Origin of the sequence: Burkholderia sp. Bp8992 (genome assembly GCF_003853705.1) — a bacterium.
Taxonomy (GTDB): Bacteria; Pseudomonadota; Gammaproteobacteria; order Burkholderiales; family Burkholderiaceae; genus Burkholderia.
Window position 1 is genome coordinate 106,454 of sequence record NZ_QTQI01000019.1, and the last position, 21,964, is coordinate 128,417.

Below are 21,964 nucleotides of genomic sequence, written 5' to 3' on the forward strand. Positions count from 1 at the left end.
TGCCTCGCATGTCGACGGCGTTCGTCACCTGCTTGCCGATCCCGCCGGCTACTGCTTCGGCATGCCGACATAGGCGGCCAGCTTTGCCTTCCCGGCTTCGTTTTTCAAAAGAAGATTCGTAAACGCCGTGGGCGACATGGCCACCGGCTCGAGCCCGTAGCTTCGAAGGCGGTCCGCCAGCACCTTGTCCGACAGGGCCGCCTGCAACGCCGCCGACAGGCGTTGAACGACGGCCGGCGGCGTTCCGGCCGGCGCCATCAGCCCTTGATACAGAACGTAGCTGTAGTCGGGATAACCGGCCTCGGCGACCGTCGGCACGTCCGGAAGGGCAGCGAGGCGCTTCGGGGATGTCACTGCCAGGGCTCTCAGCTTCCCTGCCTTCAGATAGGGAGCACTGCTGACTGGCGCGTCGAAGATGACGGAGATGCGTCCACTCATTACTTCAGGCAGCGCCTCCCCGTTGCCTTTGAACGGAACGTGCATCATCTTCAGAGCGGTCCGCTGCAGGAATGCGGCCGTCGCAAAGTGAGTCGCACTGCCCACGCCGCCCGATCCGTAGGTCAGCTTGTCCGGATTCGCCTTCGCGTACGCGGCCAGTTCGCCGAATGTCTTGAAGGGCTGGCCGGCGCCAACGTCGAGCAAAAGCGGCGATTCGACCATCGGCCCCACTCCCGCAAAGTCCCTGCGGAGAACAAAGCCCGGATCCTGGCGGACTGCCGACTGGAGGCCGAGCGTATCCGCCGAAGTGGCCAGCAGCGTATATCCATCCGGCGCCGCATCCTTCACATAGCGGATGCCGACCAGGCCGCCTCCGCCGCCGCGATTCTCGATAATCACCGGCTGCCCCAGGCTCTGCCCCAGCTTTGGCGCCAGCAAACGCGTGACCGTATCGACCATGCCGCCAGGCGCCATCGCCACCACGATATGCACGGGCTTGACCGGAAACTGGTCGGATGCCGAAGCCGTCGTTGCCCTGACCACCACGAAGGCGCACGCCGCGAATCGACAGTCAAAAGAAGCGTGCTTCACGAGAAGCCTCCGTCTCCGAGATTGTTATTGCCTACCACGCTGCGTCGAGGATCGCCCGCACATCGGCGACGTTCGTCACCTCACGGGGGCTACGCTTGATGAACCAGTCCTGCATCGCCGCTTCCGCGATCGGATCGAGAGCCTCCCGGGCCACGCCGATGTCGCGAAGCCTCCGGGGAATGTCCACTTTCGCGAGCAGGCGCTCAAGGATCTCGACGGCCGACATCGCGTACCGCTGGTCCGAATCGGCAGTCAGCGGAAGCCATAGGCTTTCGGCAATGCGCCCGACCGTATAGTGCGTCGCCGGGCTATTGAAACCCATCGTGTGCGGCAGCACGATTGCGTTGATGATCCCGTTCGATACGTCGCTTCGATGACCGATTGCGTGTGCGAGTACCGACGAAAGCCCGCCGCCCGACTGCTCGGTACCCCGGCCGCAAAGAACGGCGGCGATCGCCAAACGTTCCCGAGCCGCGACGTCTTCGGGCGACATGCGGTCGATGTTGCGCGCGACAAGTCGTAGCGCTTGCGTCAACATCGCCTCCGACACGAGGTCGCAGCGCGGCGACTCCAGCGCCTCGACTGCAGTGGAAAGCGTGTTGAGCGTCGCACCCTCGACGAGCGCCGCCGGTGCGGTGCCGAGAAACCCCGAGTGAAGGAAGATTGCCTTGGCCCGCGTCTTCGGATCGAACAAGGCAAGCCGCTGTCCCGTCTCCTCGTCATGCACGGCGCTTCCCGCCTTGACGAACGCCGTACTGGGTGTGGTCGGCACAACGAATTGCGCGAGCTTGGGAGCGGCAAGCCGAGGACTATCGAACGCGCCGTCCGGGAGCCTGCGGGTGCAAAGCTCGTGCGCAGGCCGCTTCTCCGCGAGCAGGATGCTTGCCGCACGCGCCGTGACGGCGGCCGACCCACCGCCCACCGCGATCACGGCGTCTGCGTCCAGTGCGCTCAGCGCACGCGCCGCTTCCTCCACGGCGCGCACGGGACTATTCGGCCGAACCGTAGGAGATTCGCCGACCAGCACGGGGCCGAGCACATCGCGCAACTGCTGCATCGCATTGGACGAGCCGACTGACCGACCGCTGACGATCACTGCACGCTGACACCCACTGCGCTTGATCTCCCTCGCCAAGGCAGCGAGACTTTCCTCACCGCAGTACAGTCGCAATTCCGGGGCAATGTGTTGAAAGGAGATCGATCGAAAGGTCTGGTTCATTGTCTGTATGCGCGAACGCGTGGAACGAGGTTGCCCATCAACTTGCAATTGACGTGCCATGCTTGCCGCAGGAACGTCGCAGTCTACGGGTGCCGACAAACTGTCCACGCCGGCGACGGCCTGCCCGATTCGTGTCCACCGCGGCGACACGTGCCGCTCGCCGCGCCTTCATCGCTGCCGCACCGGTGCGTGCAGAATGGCCCGCTCATGCAGCGGCAAACGTGATCCCCGCCCGCGCTTCGAACAGCCTGGCCAGTTCGTCGATATTGGCGTCTCCCCCAAGCTCGTTCGCTCCGGCCTCGACCGCATTACGGACCGCATTCGCAATCAACATCGGCGCCCCGCAATTCATGGCGGTCTCACATGCAAGCCGAAGGTCCTTCACCATGAGTTCCAGCCGCAGGCTCGCCGACCGGCCGCCCGCCGCGAGAACAGGAACGACACGCTCGAACGTAGCGCTCCACCCTGAACCGCTGTTGATCACTTTCTCCATGTCCCGGAGTTTCAGGCCGTTTTTGATACCCATCGCCACGGCTTCATACGCGATCAGCCGATTGCACGCACCCAATGCGTTCTTGACTAGCTTGGCGATATGCCCATATCCGGTTTCGCCGCAATACACCACGTTCGGGCTGATGGATTCGAGAAGCGGCCGCACGCGTGCGCACACGTCCTGCGCCCCGCTGCACATAATCGCCACGGTACCTGCCTGCGCGCCGCTCGGACCGCCTGAAACGGGCGCGTCCACTAGCGCCACGCCCAGCGCCCTGAGTTCCTCTGCCGTCTGTCGCGTGACGGACGGATCGCCCGTCGTCTGATCGATGACGACCTTGCCTGCGGCGAGGCCTTCCCTTAACCCCCCCTTTCCGAACACAACCTCTCGGACGACTGTCGAGTCGGGCACGCAAATCATGATGACGTCGCAGTCGCGTGCCAGCGAGGGCAAGTCCGACGCCGCGACCGCGCCGTCGGCTTCGAGATCGCGGACGATATCGGGCCGCACATCGAACACCTGCACCTTTCGAAACTTCATCAGACGCCGCACCAGCGCCGCGCCCATGGCGCCAAGCCCGACATAGCCGACCGTCAGCTCGTCCCGCCCCGCCGTTGCTGCCGTCGACGTCGACATCGACATCGACATCGACATCGCATCATCACGCAGCCGCGTGCCCGCCATCGACTCGATCAGCTTGACGACATCCTCGAGCCGGGCATCCTGCCCCAACGTATTGACGCCGGTCTGCAGCAAGCCGAGCGCGATGCTCGACACAGGCATCGGCGCACCGGCATTCATGCCGAGTTCGATCGCTTGACGAACGTCCTTCACCATCAGGGGAAGCGCGAAGTTGGTCGCGGCCCTGCCTTCGACAATGGCCGGCAACATGGTCTCCGTGATGCGGTTCCGAGCCGTGCTTTTGTTGAGCAAGTCAGTCAAGGTCGCGAGCGGCAGTCCCGACTTTCTTCCCATCGCGACGATTTCCAGCGTCGCCAGGCGGCATGCCGCGTTCATCACGTTGTTGACGAGCTTGATTGCCTGCCCGTCGCCGACCCGTTCCCCGCATCGGAAGACGTTCGAACTGATTGCATGCAGGATCGGCGATACTGTCTGATAGGCACTATCGGGACCGGAAACCATGATGGTCACCTTGCCCGCGCGAGCGGCCGCCACACCGCCCGCCACCGGCGCGTCGATCATCGCGACGCCCTTTGCCTCCAATTGGCGTGCGATGTCCCGGGTTTGCTCCGGCACACCGCTCGTCTGATCGATGATGATCTTTCCCGGCGTCAGCCCTTGCGCCAGCCCTTGTGCGCCGAAGATCACCTGCCGCACGTTCTCCGTGCGCGGCAGACACAGCATCAGGACGTCGCAGCGATACGCCAGCTCAGCCGCGGATGATGCGACGCCCGCACCGAGCTTCTCGAACTCGGCGACAGCCGCAGTATTGATATCCCAGACGCACAGGTCGTATGTGCCGATGAGCCTTTGTGCCAACGGCGCCCCCATCGCGCCCAAACCGATATACCCGACTTTCATGTACAGCCCCTTTTCCAAAATATGCCGCGTCGCGGTTTCATTCCGCTCAGGCGCGAATCGATTGCAGGTTCCGTACCAGCTTCGTTGGGCGCCACCCCATACGCCGCCACGGCGATCGCGCGATCGCCGGAACGTCGCTATTGCTCGTGCATGTCGTCGGGAAACACAGTTGTCCGTATCAGCGACGGTCGAATCACACCGGGCGCGCCCGCGTGCGACGCTTCTCCTTAGATCGGCAGCACATCCGGCGTCCGTTGGCATCGCAATTGCTTCATTACTGCCAGATCGGTTATCGCCGGGCCGAAAAACGGCTATCCGTTTTCGGTCGAATCGCGAAGCCAATCTTTTTCGCGCCCAGCGCTAGGTATTTCGGGCCGATTCGGGTGTTCGGATGAGGTAGCGCCCTTTCCGGACTTGCACCCATAGATAACTACCAGAAGGAGACTTTGATGGCGAAACATTGGAACACGGCCAAAGCGGCGGCCTGCGCAGCGACGCTCGCCGCATCCTGGGCGGTTTGCACGCCGGCGGCAGCACAATCGTGCGAAGTCAAGATCGGCGTGCTCGGCCCGATGAGCGGCGGTGGATCGTCGCAGGGCCTCGCCGAGAAAGCCGCCGTCGAGTTCGAGGCCGCCTATACCAATGCCAATGGCGGCCTGCAAGTCGGCAACCGCAAGTGCAAGGTGGTGCCGACGAGTTATGACTCGCAAGCGACCGCTGCCGGTGGAGCGGCCGCCGCCAACTATTTCGCGAGCCAGGGGGTTCATGCGGCTGTGGGCCCGGTTCCGTCGGTCGAACTGGCGGGATTCAAGCCCATCGCGAAGCGGTACGGCATCGTGAATTTCGCGCACTCGTACGCGAAGGATGTCATCAACACGCAATATCCGCTCGCCTTCGCGGTATCACTCACGCCGCAGGTCTGGGGTGCCTATGTCGTGAAAGCCGCAAGGGACGAGTTCAAATTCAACAAGGTGATCGTTGTTGCACCGAACGACCAGGGCGGCACCGATGCAGGCAAAGCACTGGTCCAGGAGTACGAAAAGGCCGGTGCCAAGGCGACGCTCGAATTCTATCAACGCGGCACCACGAACTTCGCGCCCATCGTGGCCCGCCTGATGAGCATGGGCCCCGAATCGGTGGAGTTCGGACCGATGCCGCCGGGTGAAGCCGGCGTCCTAGTCAAGCAAATGCTAGGCGCCGGATACACGGGCGCGTTCGGTGACCTCGGCAGCGGCGCAGAGGTGGTGCTGAACACCGTGGGAGACATTTCAACCCAGAAGGCGTTCTACTGGCTCGAACTCGCTCCGCTGGACGACCCCGGCATCCAGCGTCTGAATGCCGACTACGAGCGCGTGATGAAGTCGAAGGTGCCGGACAACACGCTGTTCTATCCGTCCGCACTCGCCGCGGAGCATCTTCTGCGTGCGATCTCGCGAGCCGGAACCGATCAGGATGGCCAAAAGATCGCGGCCGCGTTGCGAGAGACGACGCCGGAATCCCGCTACCTCGGCAAAGGCGGATGGCGCGGCAAGGCGCAATACGGAATCAATCAGCAGCTCGCCTTCCCGATCGGGATGGGCGTGATCGCGAACGGTAAAAGGCAAAAGGATCGACGCATCGCCATTGCGTCGGAACCCGCGACGCCGTGAACCTCGGATAGTGCGGTTAATCGCCGAAGGCCGTATGGGGCGTCCGCGCTACCGCGCGACTTTCGGCGAATCTCTCGATCGCCACGGCATCGCGGAGCAACGAGACCACATCCGGAATCCGTGCGTCTCGACCGCGTTGCCCGACCGCACGTGGTGGCTTCGACATGAAAAGGAAAAGGTGACATGAAGCGTTTTGAAGGGAAAACGATCCTCGTAACGGGAGCCGGCAGCGGGATTGGCGCGGCGTGTGTTCGACGTCTGTTCGACGAGGGTGCATTGGTCGTCGCAGCAGACGTACGCAAGGGCGATGTTGACAAGGTCGCCTCGGAATTCGGCCCGACTAACCGTATCCACGCCGTCGCGATGGACGTGTCGAATCGCGACGACGTCAACGCCATCGTGGCCGACGCCGCTCGACGATTCGGCCCGCTTCACGGGCTCGTGAACTCCGCCGGCATCCGCGGCGTGGGCAACGTGCTGGATTTCGATCCGGAGGCGTGGCATCGCGTCCTGTCAGTGAATCTCGATGGAACGTTCAACGTCTGCCAGGCATTTGCACGCGTCGCGACGGAAGCGAAAACACCCGCGGCAATCGTCAACGTTTCGTCGGGGGCGGGAATCCGCGGCGTACCGAACCGCCTCGCATACTCCGCGTCGAAGTTCGGCGTCTCGGGCATCACGCATACCATGGCGCTCGAACTTGCCTCTTACGGTATCCGCGTGAACGCCGTAGCGCCGGGGATGATTCGCACCCCGATGACAGCCGTGATGTTCGAGGATCCGGAAAACGAAAAGCGCATTCGCGCGGCGCATCCGATCGGCCGCGAGGGAGAGCCTGAAGAGGTTGCCGCCGCCATCGCGTTTCTGCTGTCGGATGATGCCAGCTTCGTCACGGGCATCGTCATGCCCGTGGACGGCGGCTCCACGGCGGGCATTCCATCTCACTGAGACATCGCGCCTGCCGTCCACGATGCGCGGACGGCAGGCTGAACCGTGGATCTTCTCGCCGGGTTGGTGCGGCGCGTCGAGCAATCTGCTCGCGCGCCCACGGCGCACGACGCCCGGTTCAGGAAAGGTCGATGCGGTAAACGCGGGCTGCGGTATCGTGAAAAAGCGCTGCCTTTTCTCGAGCCGATGCGCCCCGGACGATATGCTTCAGCGCGTTCCACATCGGCACGAATCCGCACGATCGACCATCGGGCGGATAATTGCTTTCCATCATGCAGCGCTCGACGCCGAAAGCATCAATGACGGTCTCGACATAGGGCCTCCACGCATCCGCGAGTTCCAGATAGCCGACCGGCTCCGCGCGTTTCTCGAAACCGAACCCCCAAAACGGCAATCCCAGGCCGCCGATCTTGCACAGCACGTTTTGGCGGCGCGCCACCTCGCGCACTGCCGATCGCCACTGCGCGAACACGCCGGCACGGCCGTCGGCGTCCATGTCCATGCCCATCGCCTGGCCCAGGTGGTTGAGGACGATGGACGTATCGGGAAACATATCGGCAAGCTCGCAAACGTCGGCCATCTGGTGATGGAACACTGCCGCATCGAACGTCAGGCCGCGTGCTGCCACCTCCTGGAAGCCGGCACGAAATCCCGGGGATTTCATGATTCCGGGCGCCGGCCGGTTCGTGACATAGCGGAAAGGCGCATCGCTCGGATCCTCGATCGTGATCTGCCGAACGCCCCGGAATCGCTCTGGCGCGGCTTCAAGCGACCGGTCGAGCAATTCGGCCACTGCCGACCCGAATCGCAGGTCCGCGTTCCCGACGATCGCCGCGCAGACGCGGCAATCGCCATAGGCGCCGGTGGCGCTCATCGCCGCAACCCCGTTCGCGAACTCAACCTCGCCAAGCGGCCGCAGCACCTCCGGGCCATCCTTGCGTGCGAAGGCAAGCGTTTCCACGTAGATGGACGCGACGATTCGATGTCCCGCGTTCACGTCCGCCAGGTAATCCTCGAACATGTAGCGCAATGCCGGTCTGTCAAAGAGATGGTGAGCTGAGTCGATGATCGGCAGGTCGGGATCGATGATAGGCTCATCGCGACCGGCCTTCAGTTGCGGGTACGGAAACATGTTCGTCATTGCATCACCTTGTCTTGATGTGAATTCGAATTCAAAGATATTCCTCCGCGAGCGCGACATCCCGAATCTCGTCGACCGTGCCGCTTCGCCGGACCTCGCCGCCACGCATGACGTACGCGCGGTCGACAAGCTTAAGCGCGGGGCGGGCCATTTGTTCAGTCATCAGGATCGTGGTGCCGCGACGCTGCAGCTCCCGAATCGACTCGCTGATGCGCTCGATCCAGACGGGTGCCAGTCCGAGGAACGGTTCGTCCAAAAGCAGCAGTTTGGGCAGCGTGCTTGCCGCTCGAGCCAGCGCGACGACCTGCTGCTGCCCGCCGCTCAGTTGGTTGGCCGGTTGGTCTGCGCGCTCAGCGAGCAACGGAAAAGTCCGCTCCATCCACTCGAGGTTCGCTTGCGCCTGCATCTTCGAAATACCGAGCGTGCCCGCCAGGACGTTTTCCCTCACGCTCAGCGAGCGGAATATCCGGCGCCCCTCCGGCGAATAGCCGATGCCCAGACGGGCTCGGCCCGGGCACGAGACACCAACCAGGTCCTTCCCGGCAAAACGGATCTGACCGGATATCGCGGGAACCAGACCGACTACGGCATTGATCAGGCTCGACTTGCCCGCGCCATTCGCGCCGACCAACAGGACCGTTTCGCCCTCCTTCACGTCGATCGACACTTCCCGTAGGGCCACGATGCCGCCATAACGAACGACCAGCTTCTCGATGCTCAGCATTTTCATTCCTCACTCACGCCCAGATAGGCCTCGATGACATCACGGCGGGAAAGCACATCGCCCGGCGCTCCCTCAGCGAGAAGCCGCCCCGCCTCGAGCACGACAATGCGCGGGCACAGTCGCTTGACCATATCCATGTCGTGCTCCACGATCAGGACGCCGCAGCCCAGCACGCTGCGCGCATGCTCGATGAAGCGGTCCACCTGCGGCCGCTCCCGGGCCTCCAGCCCTGCGGCCGGCTCGTCCAGAAGCAAAAATCGGGGTCTCGAAGCGAGCACCATCACCAGGCCAAGCATTTTCTGGAGTCCATACGGCAACTTGTCGCTCGGGTCGTAAAGGTGCTGTGCAAGACCGAACTCGTCCAGCAACCCTTCGATGCCGAGATCCGCATTCGAATGGATCGTGCTGAAGCGCTGCGCACGAAACAGGTTCTCTTCGACCGTCGCGCTCTTGAACGTGTTGGTCTGCTGGAAGCTGCGAGCGACACCAAGACGTGCCACGTTGTAGAACCGCATCCCGGAGATGACCTGCCCGCCCAGCAAAATGCGTCCCGACGTCGGCGGCAGCATGCCGCTCATGACATTGATCAGCGTAGTCTTGCCCGCGCCGTTCGGGCCGATCACGCCAAGCACGTCGCCCGCCGACACTTCGAATGAAATGCCTTCGAATACGCGCAGGCCGCCGAATCGCTTGGTGATCGCTTCGACTTGCAATGTCGCCGGCACGGGCGCTCGGTTGCTCTGTTTTGAAATACCAATAGGCGAACTCATGCTCGACGATCCTCGATACGCGGTTGAAGTACGCCGCGATGGCGTACCCTCATCTTGTCAAACACGTTCGTCAGTGTTCCCACGATGCCGCCGGGTGCAATCATCATCACGATGACGAGCAGCAGCCCGAACAATCCGGACGACAATTGAGCGTAGCTGCTGAAAACATCGTTCATCGTGATGAGCAGAAGGCTGCCCACCACGACACCCAGCAACGATCCGCGGCCCCCGACGAAGACGTACGCGATGTAGCTGTTCACCGACCACGTGGTGAACGAGCTCGGATGGGCGGTCGAGAGCATGTTGACAAGTGCGAAACCCGCCAGTCCGGATACGGCGGCCGAGGTAACGAAGCCGATGGTGCGATATTTCCACGGCGCAACGCCCAGGCTTTCCGCGAGCGTCTCGTTCTCCTCGATCGACGAGAACTCGGGCCGGAGAACGTGCGTCATGCCAAGCGTAAACAACGCGGAGACGATGCAAATGGCAACAGTGACGACGACGACCGTCGCCGGCGACGTGGCACCCATCCCGAACAGCAATGCTGGCGGGACACCGGTGATCCCGTTGGCACCGCCTGTCAATGTCGGCGTTTGGAAGATGACGATCTGAAGTATTTCGTTGAAGACGAACGTAATGAAAATGAAGTACACGCCTTTGAGTCGGAGCACCAACGCCCCGAGCGGCAGCGCCACGAGCGCCGGCACGATCGCACTGATCAGCATGAGCAGAACGAGGTTCGTCGTACCGGCATTCGCCGCGATGGCGGCGGCATAGCCACCGAGCGCCATGAAAGACGGCGCGGAGAACGACAGGAGCCCAAGCCGCAGCATGATGTAGATGCCCAGCGCGGCACACACGCCGATGGCGGACTGACCGGCCAGCGAATACATGAACGGGTCCGTTGACGCGAAGGGTACGATAAGAAGCAGTAGCAGTACGATCACGCCCGATATGTCGAGCATGAAGTCACGGCGACGATAGGTCATTTTCATAATTCAGGCCTTGCGTGTAACGGTACCGAACAGCCCCTGCGGGCGAACCAAGAGGATCAGCATCACGATCACGAACAGCACGAGCGCGCCTTGGGAACCGCCGAGATAGACACTCGCATAAGCCTCCACGAGGCCGACGACGAATGCGGAGATCGTGGCACCGCCGACACTGCCCAGTCCGCCCATGACGACGACGATGAACGCCCTGCCGAGCACGGCATCTCCGCTGGAAGGCTCCAACGCAAGAATCGGCGTGACGAGTGCGCCGGTGAGCCCCGCCAGCGCCGTTGCAATGGCAAACGCCAGCGGGAACATACGCGCGGGCCGAATTCCCTGTGCGCGCGCAACCGGGCTGTCGTCTGCCATCGCACGCAGCGCAATACCGTATCGGGTCCTGAAGACGAGGTAATAGACGCTGCCGATCGCGAGCGCGCACACGCCGAAGACGATCAGGTTTGCGTAAGGGATATAGAAACCCGGACCGCGCAGCGAGCCGGTCACCGGGAACGGGAAATTCATCGGCTCGGCCCCATAGACGGCCGTCATGCCGGTCGTGATGATCTGATAGATGCCCAACGTCATCAGCATCGTCGCCAAATGGTCGGAGACGTTCCGCTCCACAACCACGACTTCCACCAGATAGCCGACCACGCCCGTGGCCAACGCGGCGATCAGCACCGCTGCCGCAAACGGCACGCCCAGGGACTGGGACAGTGAATAGGCGATGTAACCGCCGAGGATGTAGAAACCGCCATGAGCGAAGTTCACCACGCCCATGATGCCGAATATGAGCGTGAACCCGATGCTGATCAACGCATACTGGGTGCCCAGGCTCAGGCCGATGACGCCAGCCGAAATCAAGCCTTCCATGACTTTGATACCTCTCTTTCGATCGTAGGGATAGAGGACGCGCCGAACGAACGGCTGTCAACGTTCGGGACGGCGTTCAGTCAATCGAAAGGCGGATCACCGATGGCCGCGCATGGGAAGCGTCGTCTGTCCCGCGCCGCGCGTCGCGGTGTGCGGTTTCGAAAAATGGAAGGTTGTGCATCGATTGTCTCCTGTTTTTTGCTGCTATCGCTCGACCTCGAATGCCGCCGGCTGTCTGTGCGAAACGACGAACCGTCCGCGACCTCGGGGGCATCGGCCCTGTGCTTGAATCCGCCGTCCTCCGGCGGCACGTCAAGTAGCACGGATAATGCAATGCCCATGCCAGCATCGGGCCGATGTTCCAGGCGACCCGCACGGCACCCACGCCGGGCAAACGTGATCTTGAAGCGAAAGAACCGGGGCCCCGTATCCATGCGGCTCCGATCGGAGGGCGTCTGGCAAGACGCGACTTCATCGATCATCGAAGTCGACGGAGATGCGAAAGGGACAAGTGCACACAACGCGGCAGATGTGTCCTTGCAAAAGACAGGTGTCCATTCCGGCGACTCCCGCCAGGCAAGGCCCCGGGCATCGGGAATACCCTCGAAAGTAACCTGTGCCGTCCACTTCGGACGCCGTATCGAACTGGCGTGGATCGCCGATTTCGCGTCACGGCCGCTCTCGTTTCGATGGTGCGCTACAGGGCCGGGTAATTCGGCCCGCCGCCGCCTTCCGGCGTGACCCACACGATGTTCTGCGTCGGATCCTTGATGTCGCAGGTCTTGCAGTGCACGCAGTTCTGCGCGTTGATCACCAGGCGATCGCTGCCGTCGTCGTTCTTCACGAATTCGTACACGGCTGCCGGGCAGAAGCGCCCCTCCGGCCCCGCGTACGTGCGCAGGTTCACGTTCACCGGCACGCTCGCGTCCTTCAGCGTCAGGTGCGCCGGCTGGTTCTCCTCGTGGTTCGTGTTCGAGATGAACACCGACGACAGCCGGTCGAACGTCAGCTTGCCGTCCGGCTTCGGGTATTCGATCGGCTCGCACTGCGACGCCGGCTTCAGCATCTCGTGGTCCGCATGCTGGTGATGCAGCGTCCACGGCACGTTGCCGCCCATCACCTTCTGCTCGAGCCCGACCATCAGCGTGCCGAGGTACAGGCCCTTCGCCATCCACTGCTTGAAGTTGCGCGCGCGGTACAGCTCCGTGTACAGCCACGATTGCTTGAACGCGTCCGGGTACGCATTGAGCTCGTCCGACTGGCGGCCTGCCTGCACCGCGTCGAACGCGGCGTCGGCGGCCAGCATGCCGGTCTTGATCGCCGCGTGGCTGCCCTTGATCCGCGATGCGTTCAGGAAACCCGCGTCGTCACCGATCAGCGCGCCGCCCGGGAACACCGTCTTCGGCAGCGACAGCAGGCCGCCGGCCGTGATCGCGCGCGCGCCGTACGACACGCGCTTGCCGCCTTCGAGGAACGCGCGGATCGACGGATGCGTCTTGTAGCGCTGGAATTCCTCGAACGGCGACAGGTACGGGTTCGTGTAGCCCAGGCCCACCACGAAGCCGACCACCACCTGGTTGTTGTCCATGTGATACAGGAACGAGCCGCCGTACGTGTCGGACTTCAGCGGCCAGCCGGCCGTGTGGATCACGAGGCCCGGCTTGTGCTTGGCCGGGTCGATTTCCCACAGTTCCTTGATGCCGATCCCGTAGGCCTGCGGATCGGCGTTCGCGTCGAGCTTGAACTTGGAGATCAGCTGGCGGCCGAGGTGGCCACGGCAGCCTTCGGCGAACAGCGTGTACTTCGCGTGCAGCTCCATGCCGAGCTGGAAGTTCTCGGTCGGCTCGCCGTCCTTGCCCACGCCCATGTTGCCGGTCGCGACGCCCTTCACCGAGCCGTCGTCGTTATAGAGAATCTCCGCGGCCGGGAAGCCCGGGAAGATCTCGACGCCGAGCGCTTCGGCCTGCGCGCCGAGCCAGCGCGTGACGTTGCCCAGCGAAATCACGTAGTTGCCGTGGTTCTTGAAGTTCGCGGGCAGCGCCCAGTTCGGCGTGGTGACCGCGCTCTTCTCGGACAGGAACAGGAAGCGGTCTTCCGTCACCTCGACGGTGAGCGGCGCGCCTTGTTCCTTCCAGTCGGGGAACAGTTCGTTGATCGCGCGCGGGTCCATCACCGCGCCCGACAGGATGTGCGCGCCGATCTCGGAACCCTTCTCGAGCACGCACACGCCGATCTCGGTGCCTTTCTCGGCGGCCAGCTGCTTGAGCCGGATCGCCGCCGACAGCCCGGCGGGGCCGCCGCCGACGATCACGACGTCGTATTCCATGGATTCGCGCTGTTGCGCTGCGTCACTATGCACGACAGCTGAATTTGTCATCGATCTCTCTGAATAAACGGACGAACTGCGCGATGGCGAGACGGCGCCCCATGCAACGCGTAACCCGGAATCGCAGACCGCCGTCTCGCGTCATCCGTCGAACTGCTCGAGGACATGCAGAAGGTCTGTCTTGCTCGGGCGCGTGCCCCAATTGCTTACACCGGCGCTCGTGGCCACGATCATCCATGACTGGGGCGGAAAGAATTCGTGCGACAGCACGCCGTTCGACGATATGCGAAGTCGTCCCGAGCCTTCGTGAAATTCGGCCGTCAGCGACGTGTTGCCGACATGCCTTTGTACCAGCGTCGAACCAAACATTTTCCCCTCCTGATCACTCGGACACGGATGCGGACCGGAGCGAGTCCGTGTCAGTCGGCCCGTTTAGTCGATGGCCTTCACCATGTCCTCGACAACCTTCTTCGCATCGCCGAAAACCATCATCGTCTTGTCCATATAGAACAACTCGTTGTCGAGCCCCGCATATCCGGCAGCCATCGAACGTTTATTGACGATGACCGTCCGCGCCTTGTATGCGTCGAGGATCGGCATACCGTAGATCGGACTGCCCTTTTCCAGCGCGACCGGGTTCACCACGTCGTTGGCACCGAGCACGATCGCGACATCGGCCTGCGAGAATTCGCCGTTGATCTCCTCCATCTCGAACACCTGGTCATACGGCACCTCGGCTTCCGCGAGCAGCACGTTCATGTGACCGGGCATGCGCCCCGCGACCGGATGAATTGCATACTTCACCGTCACACCCTTTTCCGTGAGTTTCTGAGACAGCTCGTTGATCGCGTGTTGCGCACGCGCGACCGCCAGGCCATATCCCGGAACGATGATCACGGATTCCGCGTTCGACAGCATGTACGCGGCGTCGTCCGCGCTGCCGCTCTTGACCGGACGCTGTTCCTTGGCCCCGCCGGCAGCGGCATTGGCCTCGCCGCCGAACCCGCCCAGAATCACGTTGAAGAACGATCGGTTCATCGCCTTGCACATGATGTAGGACAGAATCGCACCGGAGCTGCCCACCAACGAGCCGGCAATGATCAGCATCGGATTGCCGAGCGAAAAGCCGATGCCCGCAGCCGCCCAGCCGGAGTAGCTGTTCAGCATCGACACCACCACCGGCATGTCTGCGCCGCCGATCGGGATGATGATCAACACGCCCATCACGAACGCGAATGCCAGCATCAACAGAAACACGGACCAGCTTTCGGTCGCCATGAACGTCAGGCCGAGCCCGATCGTGGTCAGTCCCAGCACGAGGTTCAGAAAATGCTGCCCCTTGAACTGGACCGGCGCGCCCTGAAATACGCGCAGCGTGTACTTACCGCTGAGCTTGCCGAACGCGATCACTGATCCGCTGAACGTGATCGCGCCAATCGCCGCTCCGAGGAAAAGCTCGAGCCGGTTGCCGGTCGGGATCGACGGGTGCGCGAGACCGTCCAGGCCCGCGCCCGCAGCCAACGGTGCAGGCGTAATGCCGAACGCCCAAGGCTCCGTCACCGCGGCCACCGCGATGAAGACGGCTGCCAAGCCGATCATGCTGTGCATGAACGCCACCAGCTCCGGCATCTTGGTCATTTCCACGCGATACGCCATCACGGCGCCGACGGTTCCCCCCAGGAGCAGACCGAGCAGCACGAGCCCGATCCCGGTCGGCGTGGCGGCGAGCTTCACGATCAGAGCCGCGGTGGTCAGTACTGCGATTGCCATGCCCGTCATGCCGAATGCGTTTCCGCGAATGGCCGTCGTCGGGTGAGACAGCCCCTTCAGCGCCTGAATGAAACAGATGCTGGCCAGCAAATACAACAAGGTAACGAGGTTCATGCTCATGATCGTTACGCCCCCGCCTTTTCAGTCGTCTTTCTTTCTTTCTTCCTGAACATTTCCAGCATCCGTCGCGTGACGAGGAAGCCCCCGAACACGTTGACCGCGGCGAGCGCAACCGCGAGCACGCCAGCGGTTCTGCCGAGACCGCTCGATGTCAGTCCCGCCGCGAGCATCGCGCCGACGATGACGATCGCCGAGATCGCGTTGGTCACGGCCATCAAGGGCGTATGCAGTGCGGGCGTCACATTCCAGACGACGTGATAGCCGACATAGATGGCCAGGGCAAAGATGATCAGGTTGGTGATGATGTGGCTGACAGCTTCCATGGCGATTCTCAGTTCGTGGTCGAAGCTTCCGCCGTTGACCGGACGGGAGCAGGTTGATCGCGCATGACCATTCCGTCCCGGGCAACCAGGCAGGCGGCAACGATGTCATCCTCGAGATCGATCGTCACGCCGCCGCCCTTCGGCAGAATCAGTTTCAGGAAATCGAGTACGTTGCGCGCATACAGGTTGCTGGCGTCGGTGGCAACCAGCGCAGGCAGGTTCGTTTCGCCGACGATCGTCACCCCGTGCCGAATCGCAGTGCTGCCCGGCTCGGTCAGCGGGCAATTGCCACCCTGGGCCGCCGCGAGATCCACGATGACGGAACCCGGCTTCATCGATTCCACCATCGCCTCGGTCACCAGCACCGGCGCGGGCCGCCCGGGAATCAGCGCCGTGGTGATGACGATATCGGCGGCCGCGACACGCCTGGCCACTTCAACCTGCTGACGCTGCAGCCACGAGGCCGGCATCGGCCTCGCGTATCCGCCGACACCCTCCGCGGCCTCTTTTTCTTCCGCCGTTTCGTAGGGCACGTCGATGAACTTCGCCCCCAGAGACTCCACCTGCTCCTTGACGCTCGGACGCACGTCGCTCGCTTCGATGACAGCGCCCAGGCGTTTTGCCGTCGCGATGGCCTGCAACCCGGCAACCCCGACACCGAGAATCACGACGCGCGCCGCCTTCACGGTCCCCGCCGCCGTCATCAACATCGGGAAGATGCGCCGATATCGATCGGCGGCGATCATGACAGCCTTGTAGCCTGCGATATTCGCCTGGCTCGACAGCACATCCAGGCTTTGCGCGCGCGTCGTTCGCGGCGCGGCCTCGAGCGCGAACGCCGTGATGCCAGCTTTGGCGAGCCGTTGGAGACCAGTTGCATCGAACGGATTGAGCATCCCGACCAGCACGGCCCCCACGCGGAAAGCGGCGAGTTCGCTGTCGAGAGGCGACCTGACTTTCAGCACGACCTCGCAGCCGAGCGCAGCCGCTTGATCCACGATCTCGGCGCCGGCGGCCCGATAAACGTCGTCGGTATAGCTGGCCCCCTGCCCCGCACCGGAAGCCACGCGCACCGTGTGTCCCTGATCCTGCAGTTTCCTGGCCGTCTCCGGGGTAACGGCGACGCGGGCTTCGCCCGGCGTTGTTTCGACGGGCACACCTATCAGCATGACTTCTGCTCCTTGAGAAAAATGATCGTTCGTTGCCGCGCAGCGGATACGCGGACCAACGCTCGATGTCGCGCCGGCGATGAACCAACGATGAGCGGCACGTGTGTTACATGAACGCCACGCGGCCGGCGCGCGAAATGAACTCGCCGGTTTCAGCCGAATTCGTTACGCGTATCCGATCGCACTCAGACGCGCTCCAGGATCAATGCGATGCCCTGGCCCACTCCGATGCACATCGTGCACAATGCGTAGCGACCGCTCGTGGCGTGCAACTGATTGATTGCCGTCGTCACGAGACGCGCGCCCGACGCGCCGAGCGGATGACCGAGTGCAATCGCCCCGCCGTTGGGGTTGACCCGGGGATCATCGTCCTTCAGGCCCAGCAGGCGCAACACGGCCAGCCCCTGTGCGGCGAACGCCTCGTTGAGTTCGATCACGTCGATCTCGTCGAGCCGCAATCCGGCCAGTGCCAGAACCTTCTCCGTCGCCGGCGCCGGACCGATACCCATCACGCGCGGCGGCACACCCGCGGTTGCCATCGCGACCACCCGAGCACGGGGCGTGAGACTGTGTTGGGCGATCGCGCGCTCGTCGGACAGCAGCAACGCACAGGCTCCGTCGTTGACGCCGCTCGCGTTTCCGGCCGTCACGCTGCCGTCAGGCCGCACGACACCCTTGAGCTTCGCAAGGGCTTCGAACGACGTCTCGCGAGGATGCTCGTCCTGCTTCACGACCAGCGGCTCGCCTTTTTTCTGCGGGATGTAGACAGGCGTGATCTCGCTATCGAAGAACCCGCGCTTTTGCGCGGCCAGCGCCTTCGTCTGCGAAGCCAGCGCCATCCGATCCTGAGCGTCACGCCCGATCTTGTAGTCGACCGCAACGTTCTCCGCCGTTTCCGGCATCGCATCGGCGCCGTACTGCTCCTTCATCAGCTTGTTGACGAATCGCCAGCCGATCGTCGTGTCGTAGACCGCGTTCGCACGGCTGAAAGCCGACTCCGCCTTCGGCATGACAAAGGGCGCGCGACTCATGCTTTCCACGCCGCCCGCAACCATCAACGCTGTTTCGCCGGACTTGATCGCGCGCGCTGCGCTGCCCACCGCATCGAGGCCCGAGCCGCACAGTCGATTGATCGTGGCGCCCGGTACGCCGAGCGGCAGGCCGGCGAGCAAGCTCGCCATGCGCGCGACGTTGCGGTTGTCCTCACCGGCCTGATTCGCGCAGCCGAGCAGCACGTCGCCGACCGCCTCCCAGTCGACGCCAGGATTGCGCGCCATCAGCGCCCTGATCGGAATCGCGGCCAAATCGTCGGCGCGCACGGAAGAAAGCGAGCCGCCATAGCGGCCGAACGGCGTACGGATTGCATCGCAGATAAAGGCTTGTGTACTCATGACGTGGCGTCGCATCGAGAAGTTGAAATCACACTCTTAATGCAATGAACATGCCAGTCACGCCCGGATTCGGCTTTCGGGCTCCAATGCGGTCGGCATGGACATGCGCAACGGGCTTTCACCGACGTGCGACGCCCGCTCTTCGCGCCACGACATGATCACGTTCACGCGACAGCGATGCATCGTTGTCTGCGGTCTCTACATCAGATGTCGTTTCGACGGACATGTGCCGAGTCGAGTCCGACATGATGTGCAGTGCTGCTTCCTGAACGGCATACCGCGCACGCGCCTGCAACGTACGCTCGCTCAGTGTGCGGTAATGCTGGAGCGTCTGGAACGCCGTTTCCTTCGGGATCACCGATCGAATCTTCAGCAGGTCCCACTCGCCCTTCGATTCCGACGGTTTCTTCGCCTCGGCCAGATACATGTCGTGCACCATCAGGCCGTTTGCCAGAATACGGCCGTCCCGGGCAAAGAAATCATTGATCGGCATCGCCTTCATTTTCGCTATGACCGCATCGCTGTCCACCGTTCCCGCTGCCTGAACGGCCTGGAGATAGTGAGTTACGGCGGAGTACATGCCCGCCTGGACCATCGTAGGCATCTTGCCGGTCTCGGCGTTGAATGCCTTCGCGAACGCGCGCGTCCGATCGTTGTAGTCCCAGTAGAACGCGGTGGTGAACTGAACACCCTGAGCCGTCTTCAGGCCGATGCCCTTCAGATCGCCATCGAAGATCAGCAGCGGTGCAACGATCTGCTTGCCGGTCATCATGCCGAACTCGGCAGCCTGACGAATCGCATTTTGCGTGTCGCGCCCCGCGTTCGCGAGCCCGATGACCTGGGCCTTCGACGACTGGGCCTGCATCAGGAAGGACGCGAAGTCCGATGTCGCCAGAGGATGGTCGATACTTCCCACGACCTGTCCGCCCATCGACGTGACAACCTGCGTGGCCTGCGACTGCAACGAATGACCGAATGCGTAGTCGGCCGTGATGAAGAACCAGCGTTTCCCACCTTCCGATACCACCGCCCGGGCCGTCCCGTTCGCGAGCGCATAGGTGTCGTACACATAGTGCACGCCGTACGGGGAACACTGCTTGCCGGTCAGATCCGTCGTTGCCGAGCCAGCAAAGATCGTCACCTTGCGCTTTTCCATGCCTAGCTTCTGCAGCGCGAGTGCCGAGGCCGAATCGGTCGATTCGATCACCATCGACACGTTATCCCTGTCGTACCATTGCCGCGCGCGCGTCGCCGTAATATCGACCTTGTTCTGGTAGTCTGCAGACAGCACTTCGATCGGTCTGCCGAGCACCTTGCCACCGAAATCGCGCACGGCCATCTTGACCGCCGCCACCCCGCCCGTTCCGCCGATGCCCGAGTAGACGCCGGACATATCGACAATCACGCCGACCTTCAGCGGCTCTCCCGACGAAGCCGCAAAGGCGCCCGGCATCGCCACGGCGACGGCGAGCGTCCATGTAAGCGCAAATCGCAGTTTCATCATCAGTCTCCTCCCGTTTAATTTCCGGCTGCGCGACGCACAGTACGCGGAACGGCCGGAGCAGTCCGTCGTCCGTCGATCGATGTTCGTCAGGCAGCGGCCCGCTCCGGTGACGTCAACGGCAGACCGAGACGTGCACGCCGAACGAGCCACGGCGACGGTCGGTATCGCTGATCCCCGAAGGTCTCGTAAAGTCCCCTGAGGATGTCGAGCACCCGATGCGCGCCGAGCGCATCGCCCCACTCGAATGGCCCCGTCGGATAACCGAGGCCGAGACGCACCGATACATCGATATCCTCCGGTGACGCGATGCCCTGCTGGGCCATTTCGCAAGCGAGATTGACAATGCACGCCACCACTCGGGGCGCAACGAATCCAGGGGAATCCGAAATGACAAACGCGGGAATCGATTGCGCTGCGAATATCGCCTGCGCGCGATCTACCGTCGACTTCACTGTTCCCGGGCAGGTCATCAACGTCACGCCCGAAGTCCCGCAGAACACGGGATCGATCCCGACGACCTTGCTCGGATCGAGCCGGAAATTCGCAATCGCAGTTGAAAGGTCCGTGTCCAGTGGCGCGATCAGGACCACATCGGCGGCATGCAAGTCGGCCGCACGCGTCACCTGCGACAGCAACGGCACAACCGTTTCGGGCAACGCCGCCGCCCCCTCCGTCGGCCACCACACCGCGAAGTCGACCACCGGTACCGCCTGCTGCGCCGGCGCATGTGCCGCCGCCGGCTTGCCGTCGTAGCTGTAAAAACCTTGTCCCGCCTTGCGACCCAACAGGCCGGCGTGGAGGCGCGTGCGTGCGAGCATCACCGGTCGGTAGCGATCGTCGCCGTAGTACTGCGCATGAATCGATTCCATCACGGGAACAGACACGTCGAGCCCAGTCAGATCCAGCAGCTCGAACGGACCCATGCGGAACCCTGCGCACTGGCGCAGGATCGCATCCAGCACCGAGTGCTCAGCGTTTTTTTCCGCGAGCAGCTTCAACCCTTCGGTGACAAAGGCACGGCCCGCATGGTTGACCACGAAACCCGGCGAATCCGGCACAACGATCGGCCGATGTCCGATGCGCCGCGACAGCTCGGCCAGCGCATCGATCGCTTCCGTTGCCGTTCGGGGCGCCTGCACGATCTCGACCAGTCTCATCCGCGTGACGGGATTGAAGAAGTGCCACCCGGCCACGCGAGATGGCTGTACACAACCGGATGCGATCGACGTCACGCTCAACGACGACGTGTTGGTCACCAGAATGCACGACGGCGACACGATCGACTCCAGATCCCGCAACAGCCGCTGCTTGAACTCGAGGTTCTCGACGATCGCTTCCACGACCAGATCGCACCCGGCCATTTCTGTCAGACTGGTCGCCGCGGTGATCCGGTGCAGCGCAGCGTCCGCGTCGCACTGCTCGATCCGCCCATTTTCAACCGACCGCATCAGATCGTTGCGTATCGCTGAAATGGCCCGTGTCACTGCGCCGTCATTCACATCGAACAATGTCACGTCGCAACCGGCCATCGCGCAAACTTGTGCGATACCGCGCCCCATCGCGCCCGCGCCTACCACGCCGACGCTATTCAGAGATTGTCCCAATCTCGATCTCCCATTCAATTTGCGCTTCATTCAATCGACAAACGTCAGTCACCGGCAGTCGTGCGCGCACCGCCGACGCGCTAAACACGTGCAAGATTTTTTCTCGGTTCGTGTACGTCGAAGAGAAACTGGCCGGCATAGCGCGATCCGCCGATCGCCGCCCGCCTTCTGCCGGGGGGAAAAACGTGCCACGCCCCGTCGTCGTGACGAAAGAACACGAGCGATAAGGTTCCGGACGGGCAATCGACGTCGATTCGCACACAACGCCACCGGCTTTCATCCGATCGACCGATACGCGAGAGACGAAAACACCCGGCAACACCGCTGCCCAACCATTTCCCGATTGCCGCTCGCAGAGAACGTTTCGGTGCAGTCAT

General features: G+C 62.9%; 18 protein-coding genes. 2 read left to right on the forward strand and 16 right to left on the reverse strand.

The genetic code is table 11. From position 1 onward, the window contains the following. Positions 1–48: 48 nt before the first annotated feature. From DIE03_RS25650 to DIE03_RS25660, 3 genes are all read right to left on the reverse strand, one after another. The gene (locus DIE03_RS25650) at positions 49–1,029 is read right to left on the reverse strand and encodes a tripartite tricarboxylate transporter substrate binding protein (RefSeq protein WP_111442633.1); all 981 of its coding nucleotides are present in this window, start codon (positions 1,027–1,029) and stop codon (positions 49–51) included. Positions 1,030–1,060: 31 nt separating this feature from the next. Continuing rightward, positions 1,061–2,248 carry an iron-containing alcohol dehydrogenase family protein gene (locus DIE03_RS25655; protein WP_166677943.1) on the reverse strand — a complete coding sequence of 396 codons (1,188 nt, stop codon included), beginning with the start codon at positions 2,246–2,248 and terminating at the stop codon, positions 1,061–1,063. Between the two features lie 205 nt (positions 2,249–2,453). Beyond that, positions 2,454–4,283, reverse strand: coding sequence for an NAD(P)-dependent oxidoreductase (locus DIE03_RS25660; RefSeq protein ID WP_124455149.1), 1,830 nt, complete (start codon positions 4,281–4,283; stop codon positions 2,454–2,456). A gap of 449 nt (positions 4,284–4,732) precedes the next feature. Here DIE03_RS25660 and DIE03_RS25665 point away from each other — a divergent pair, with 449 nt between their 5' ends. Both DIE03_RS25665 and DIE03_RS25670 read left to right on the forward strand, forming a co-directional pair. Then, complete coding sequence (locus DIE03_RS25665) at positions 4,733–5,932, forward strand: ABC transporter substrate-binding protein (protein ID WP_059623748.1); 1,200 nt, start codon at positions 4,733–4,735, stop codon at positions 5,930–5,932. Between the two features lie 183 nt (positions 5,933–6,115). Beyond that, positions 6,116–6,880: an SDR family NAD(P)-dependent oxidoreductase gene (locus DIE03_RS25670; RefSeq protein ID WP_059623746.1), complete on the forward strand. Its 765-nt coding sequence runs from the start codon at positions 6,116–6,118 to the stop codon at positions 6,878–6,880. Between the two features lie 118 nt (positions 6,881–6,998). Here DIE03_RS25670 and DIE03_RS25675 read toward each other — a convergent pair whose 3' ends face one another. The 13 genes from DIE03_RS25675 to DIE03_RS25735 form a co-directional block, all read right to left on the reverse strand. Then, positions 6,999–8,021, reverse strand: coding sequence for an amidohydrolase (locus DIE03_RS25675; RefSeq protein WP_241308701.1), 1,023 nt, complete (start codon positions 8,019–8,021; stop codon positions 6,999–7,001). Positions 8,022–8,052: 31 nt separating this feature from the next. Next, positions 8,053–8,745: an ABC transporter ATP-binding protein gene (locus DIE03_RS25680; protein WP_059623744.1), complete on the reverse strand. Its 693-nt coding sequence runs from the start codon at positions 8,743–8,745 to the stop codon at positions 8,053–8,055. A 2-nt stretch (positions 8,746–8,747) separates the two neighbouring features. Beyond that, positions 8,748–9,515, reverse strand: a complete 768-nt coding sequence (locus tag DIE03_RS25685; RefSeq protein ID WP_059623742.1) for an ABC transporter ATP-binding protein — start codon at positions 9,513–9,515, stop codon at positions 8,748–8,750. Beyond that, positions 9,512–10,504, reverse strand: a complete 993-nt coding sequence (locus tag DIE03_RS25690) for a branched-chain amino acid ABC transporter permease (RefSeq protein WP_166677942.1) — start codon at positions 10,502–10,504, stop codon at positions 9,512–9,514. Before DIE03_RS25690 ends, DIE03_RS25685 begins: the two co-directional genes overlap by 4 nt. A 9-nt stretch (positions 10,505–10,513) precedes the next feature. Continuing rightward, positions 10,514–11,380 carry a branched-chain amino acid ABC transporter permease gene (locus tag DIE03_RS25695; RefSeq protein ID WP_111442627.1) on the reverse strand — a complete coding sequence of 289 codons (867 nt, stop codon included), beginning with the start codon at positions 11,378–11,380 and terminating at the stop codon, positions 10,514–10,516. A 697-nt stretch (positions 11,381–12,077) separates the two neighbouring features. After that, positions 12,078–13,757, reverse strand: coding sequence for an electron transfer flavoprotein-ubiquinone oxidoreductase (locus DIE03_RS25700; protein WP_124455150.1), 1,680 nt, complete (start codon positions 13,755–13,757; stop codon positions 12,078–12,080). Between the two features lie 90 nt (positions 13,758–13,847). Further along, positions 13,848–14,075 carry a hypothetical protein gene (locus DIE03_RS25705; protein WP_111442765.1) on the reverse strand — a complete coding sequence of 76 codons (228 nt, stop codon included), beginning with the start codon at positions 14,073–14,075 and terminating at the stop codon, positions 13,848–13,850. 63 nt (positions 14,076–14,138) lie between these two features. Continuing rightward, entirely contained in the window at positions 14,139–15,596 is a 1,458-nt protein-coding gene (locus tag DIE03_RS25710; RefSeq protein WP_059623735.1) for an NAD(P)(+) transhydrogenase (Re/Si-specific) subunit beta, read from the reverse strand. 5 nt (positions 15,597–15,601) lie between these two features. Beyond that, on the reverse strand, positions 15,602–15,919 hold the full coding sequence (locus tag DIE03_RS25715) for an NAD(P) transhydrogenase subunit alpha (protein WP_059623733.1): 318 nt from the start codon (positions 15,917–15,919) through the stop codon (positions 15,602–15,604). Between the two features lie 8 nt (positions 15,920–15,927). Further along, entirely contained in the window at positions 15,928–17,088 is a 1,161-nt protein-coding gene (locus DIE03_RS25720) for a Re/Si-specific NAD(P)(+) transhydrogenase subunit alpha (protein WP_059623731.1), read from the reverse strand. A 185-nt stretch (positions 17,089–17,273) separates the two neighbouring features. Beyond that, on the reverse strand, positions 17,274–18,479 hold the full coding sequence (gene pcaF / locus DIE03_RS25725) for a 3-oxoadipyl-CoA thiolase (protein ID WP_059623729.1): 1,206 nt from the start codon (positions 18,477–18,479) through the stop codon (positions 17,274–17,276). Between the two features lie 118 nt (positions 18,480–18,597). Next, complete coding sequence (locus DIE03_RS25730) at positions 18,598–19,980, reverse strand: ABC transporter substrate-binding protein (protein WP_221623699.1); 1,383 nt, start codon at positions 19,978–19,980, stop codon at positions 18,598–18,600. A gap of 89 nt (positions 19,981–20,069) precedes the next feature. Next, positions 20,070–21,587 (reverse strand): 3-hydroxyacyl-CoA dehydrogenase, encoded by a 1,518-nt coding sequence (locus tag DIE03_RS25735; RefSeq protein WP_258399111.1) that lies wholly within the window; start codon positions 21,585–21,587, stop codon positions 20,070–20,072. Positions 21,588–21,964 lie beyond the last annotated feature (377 nt).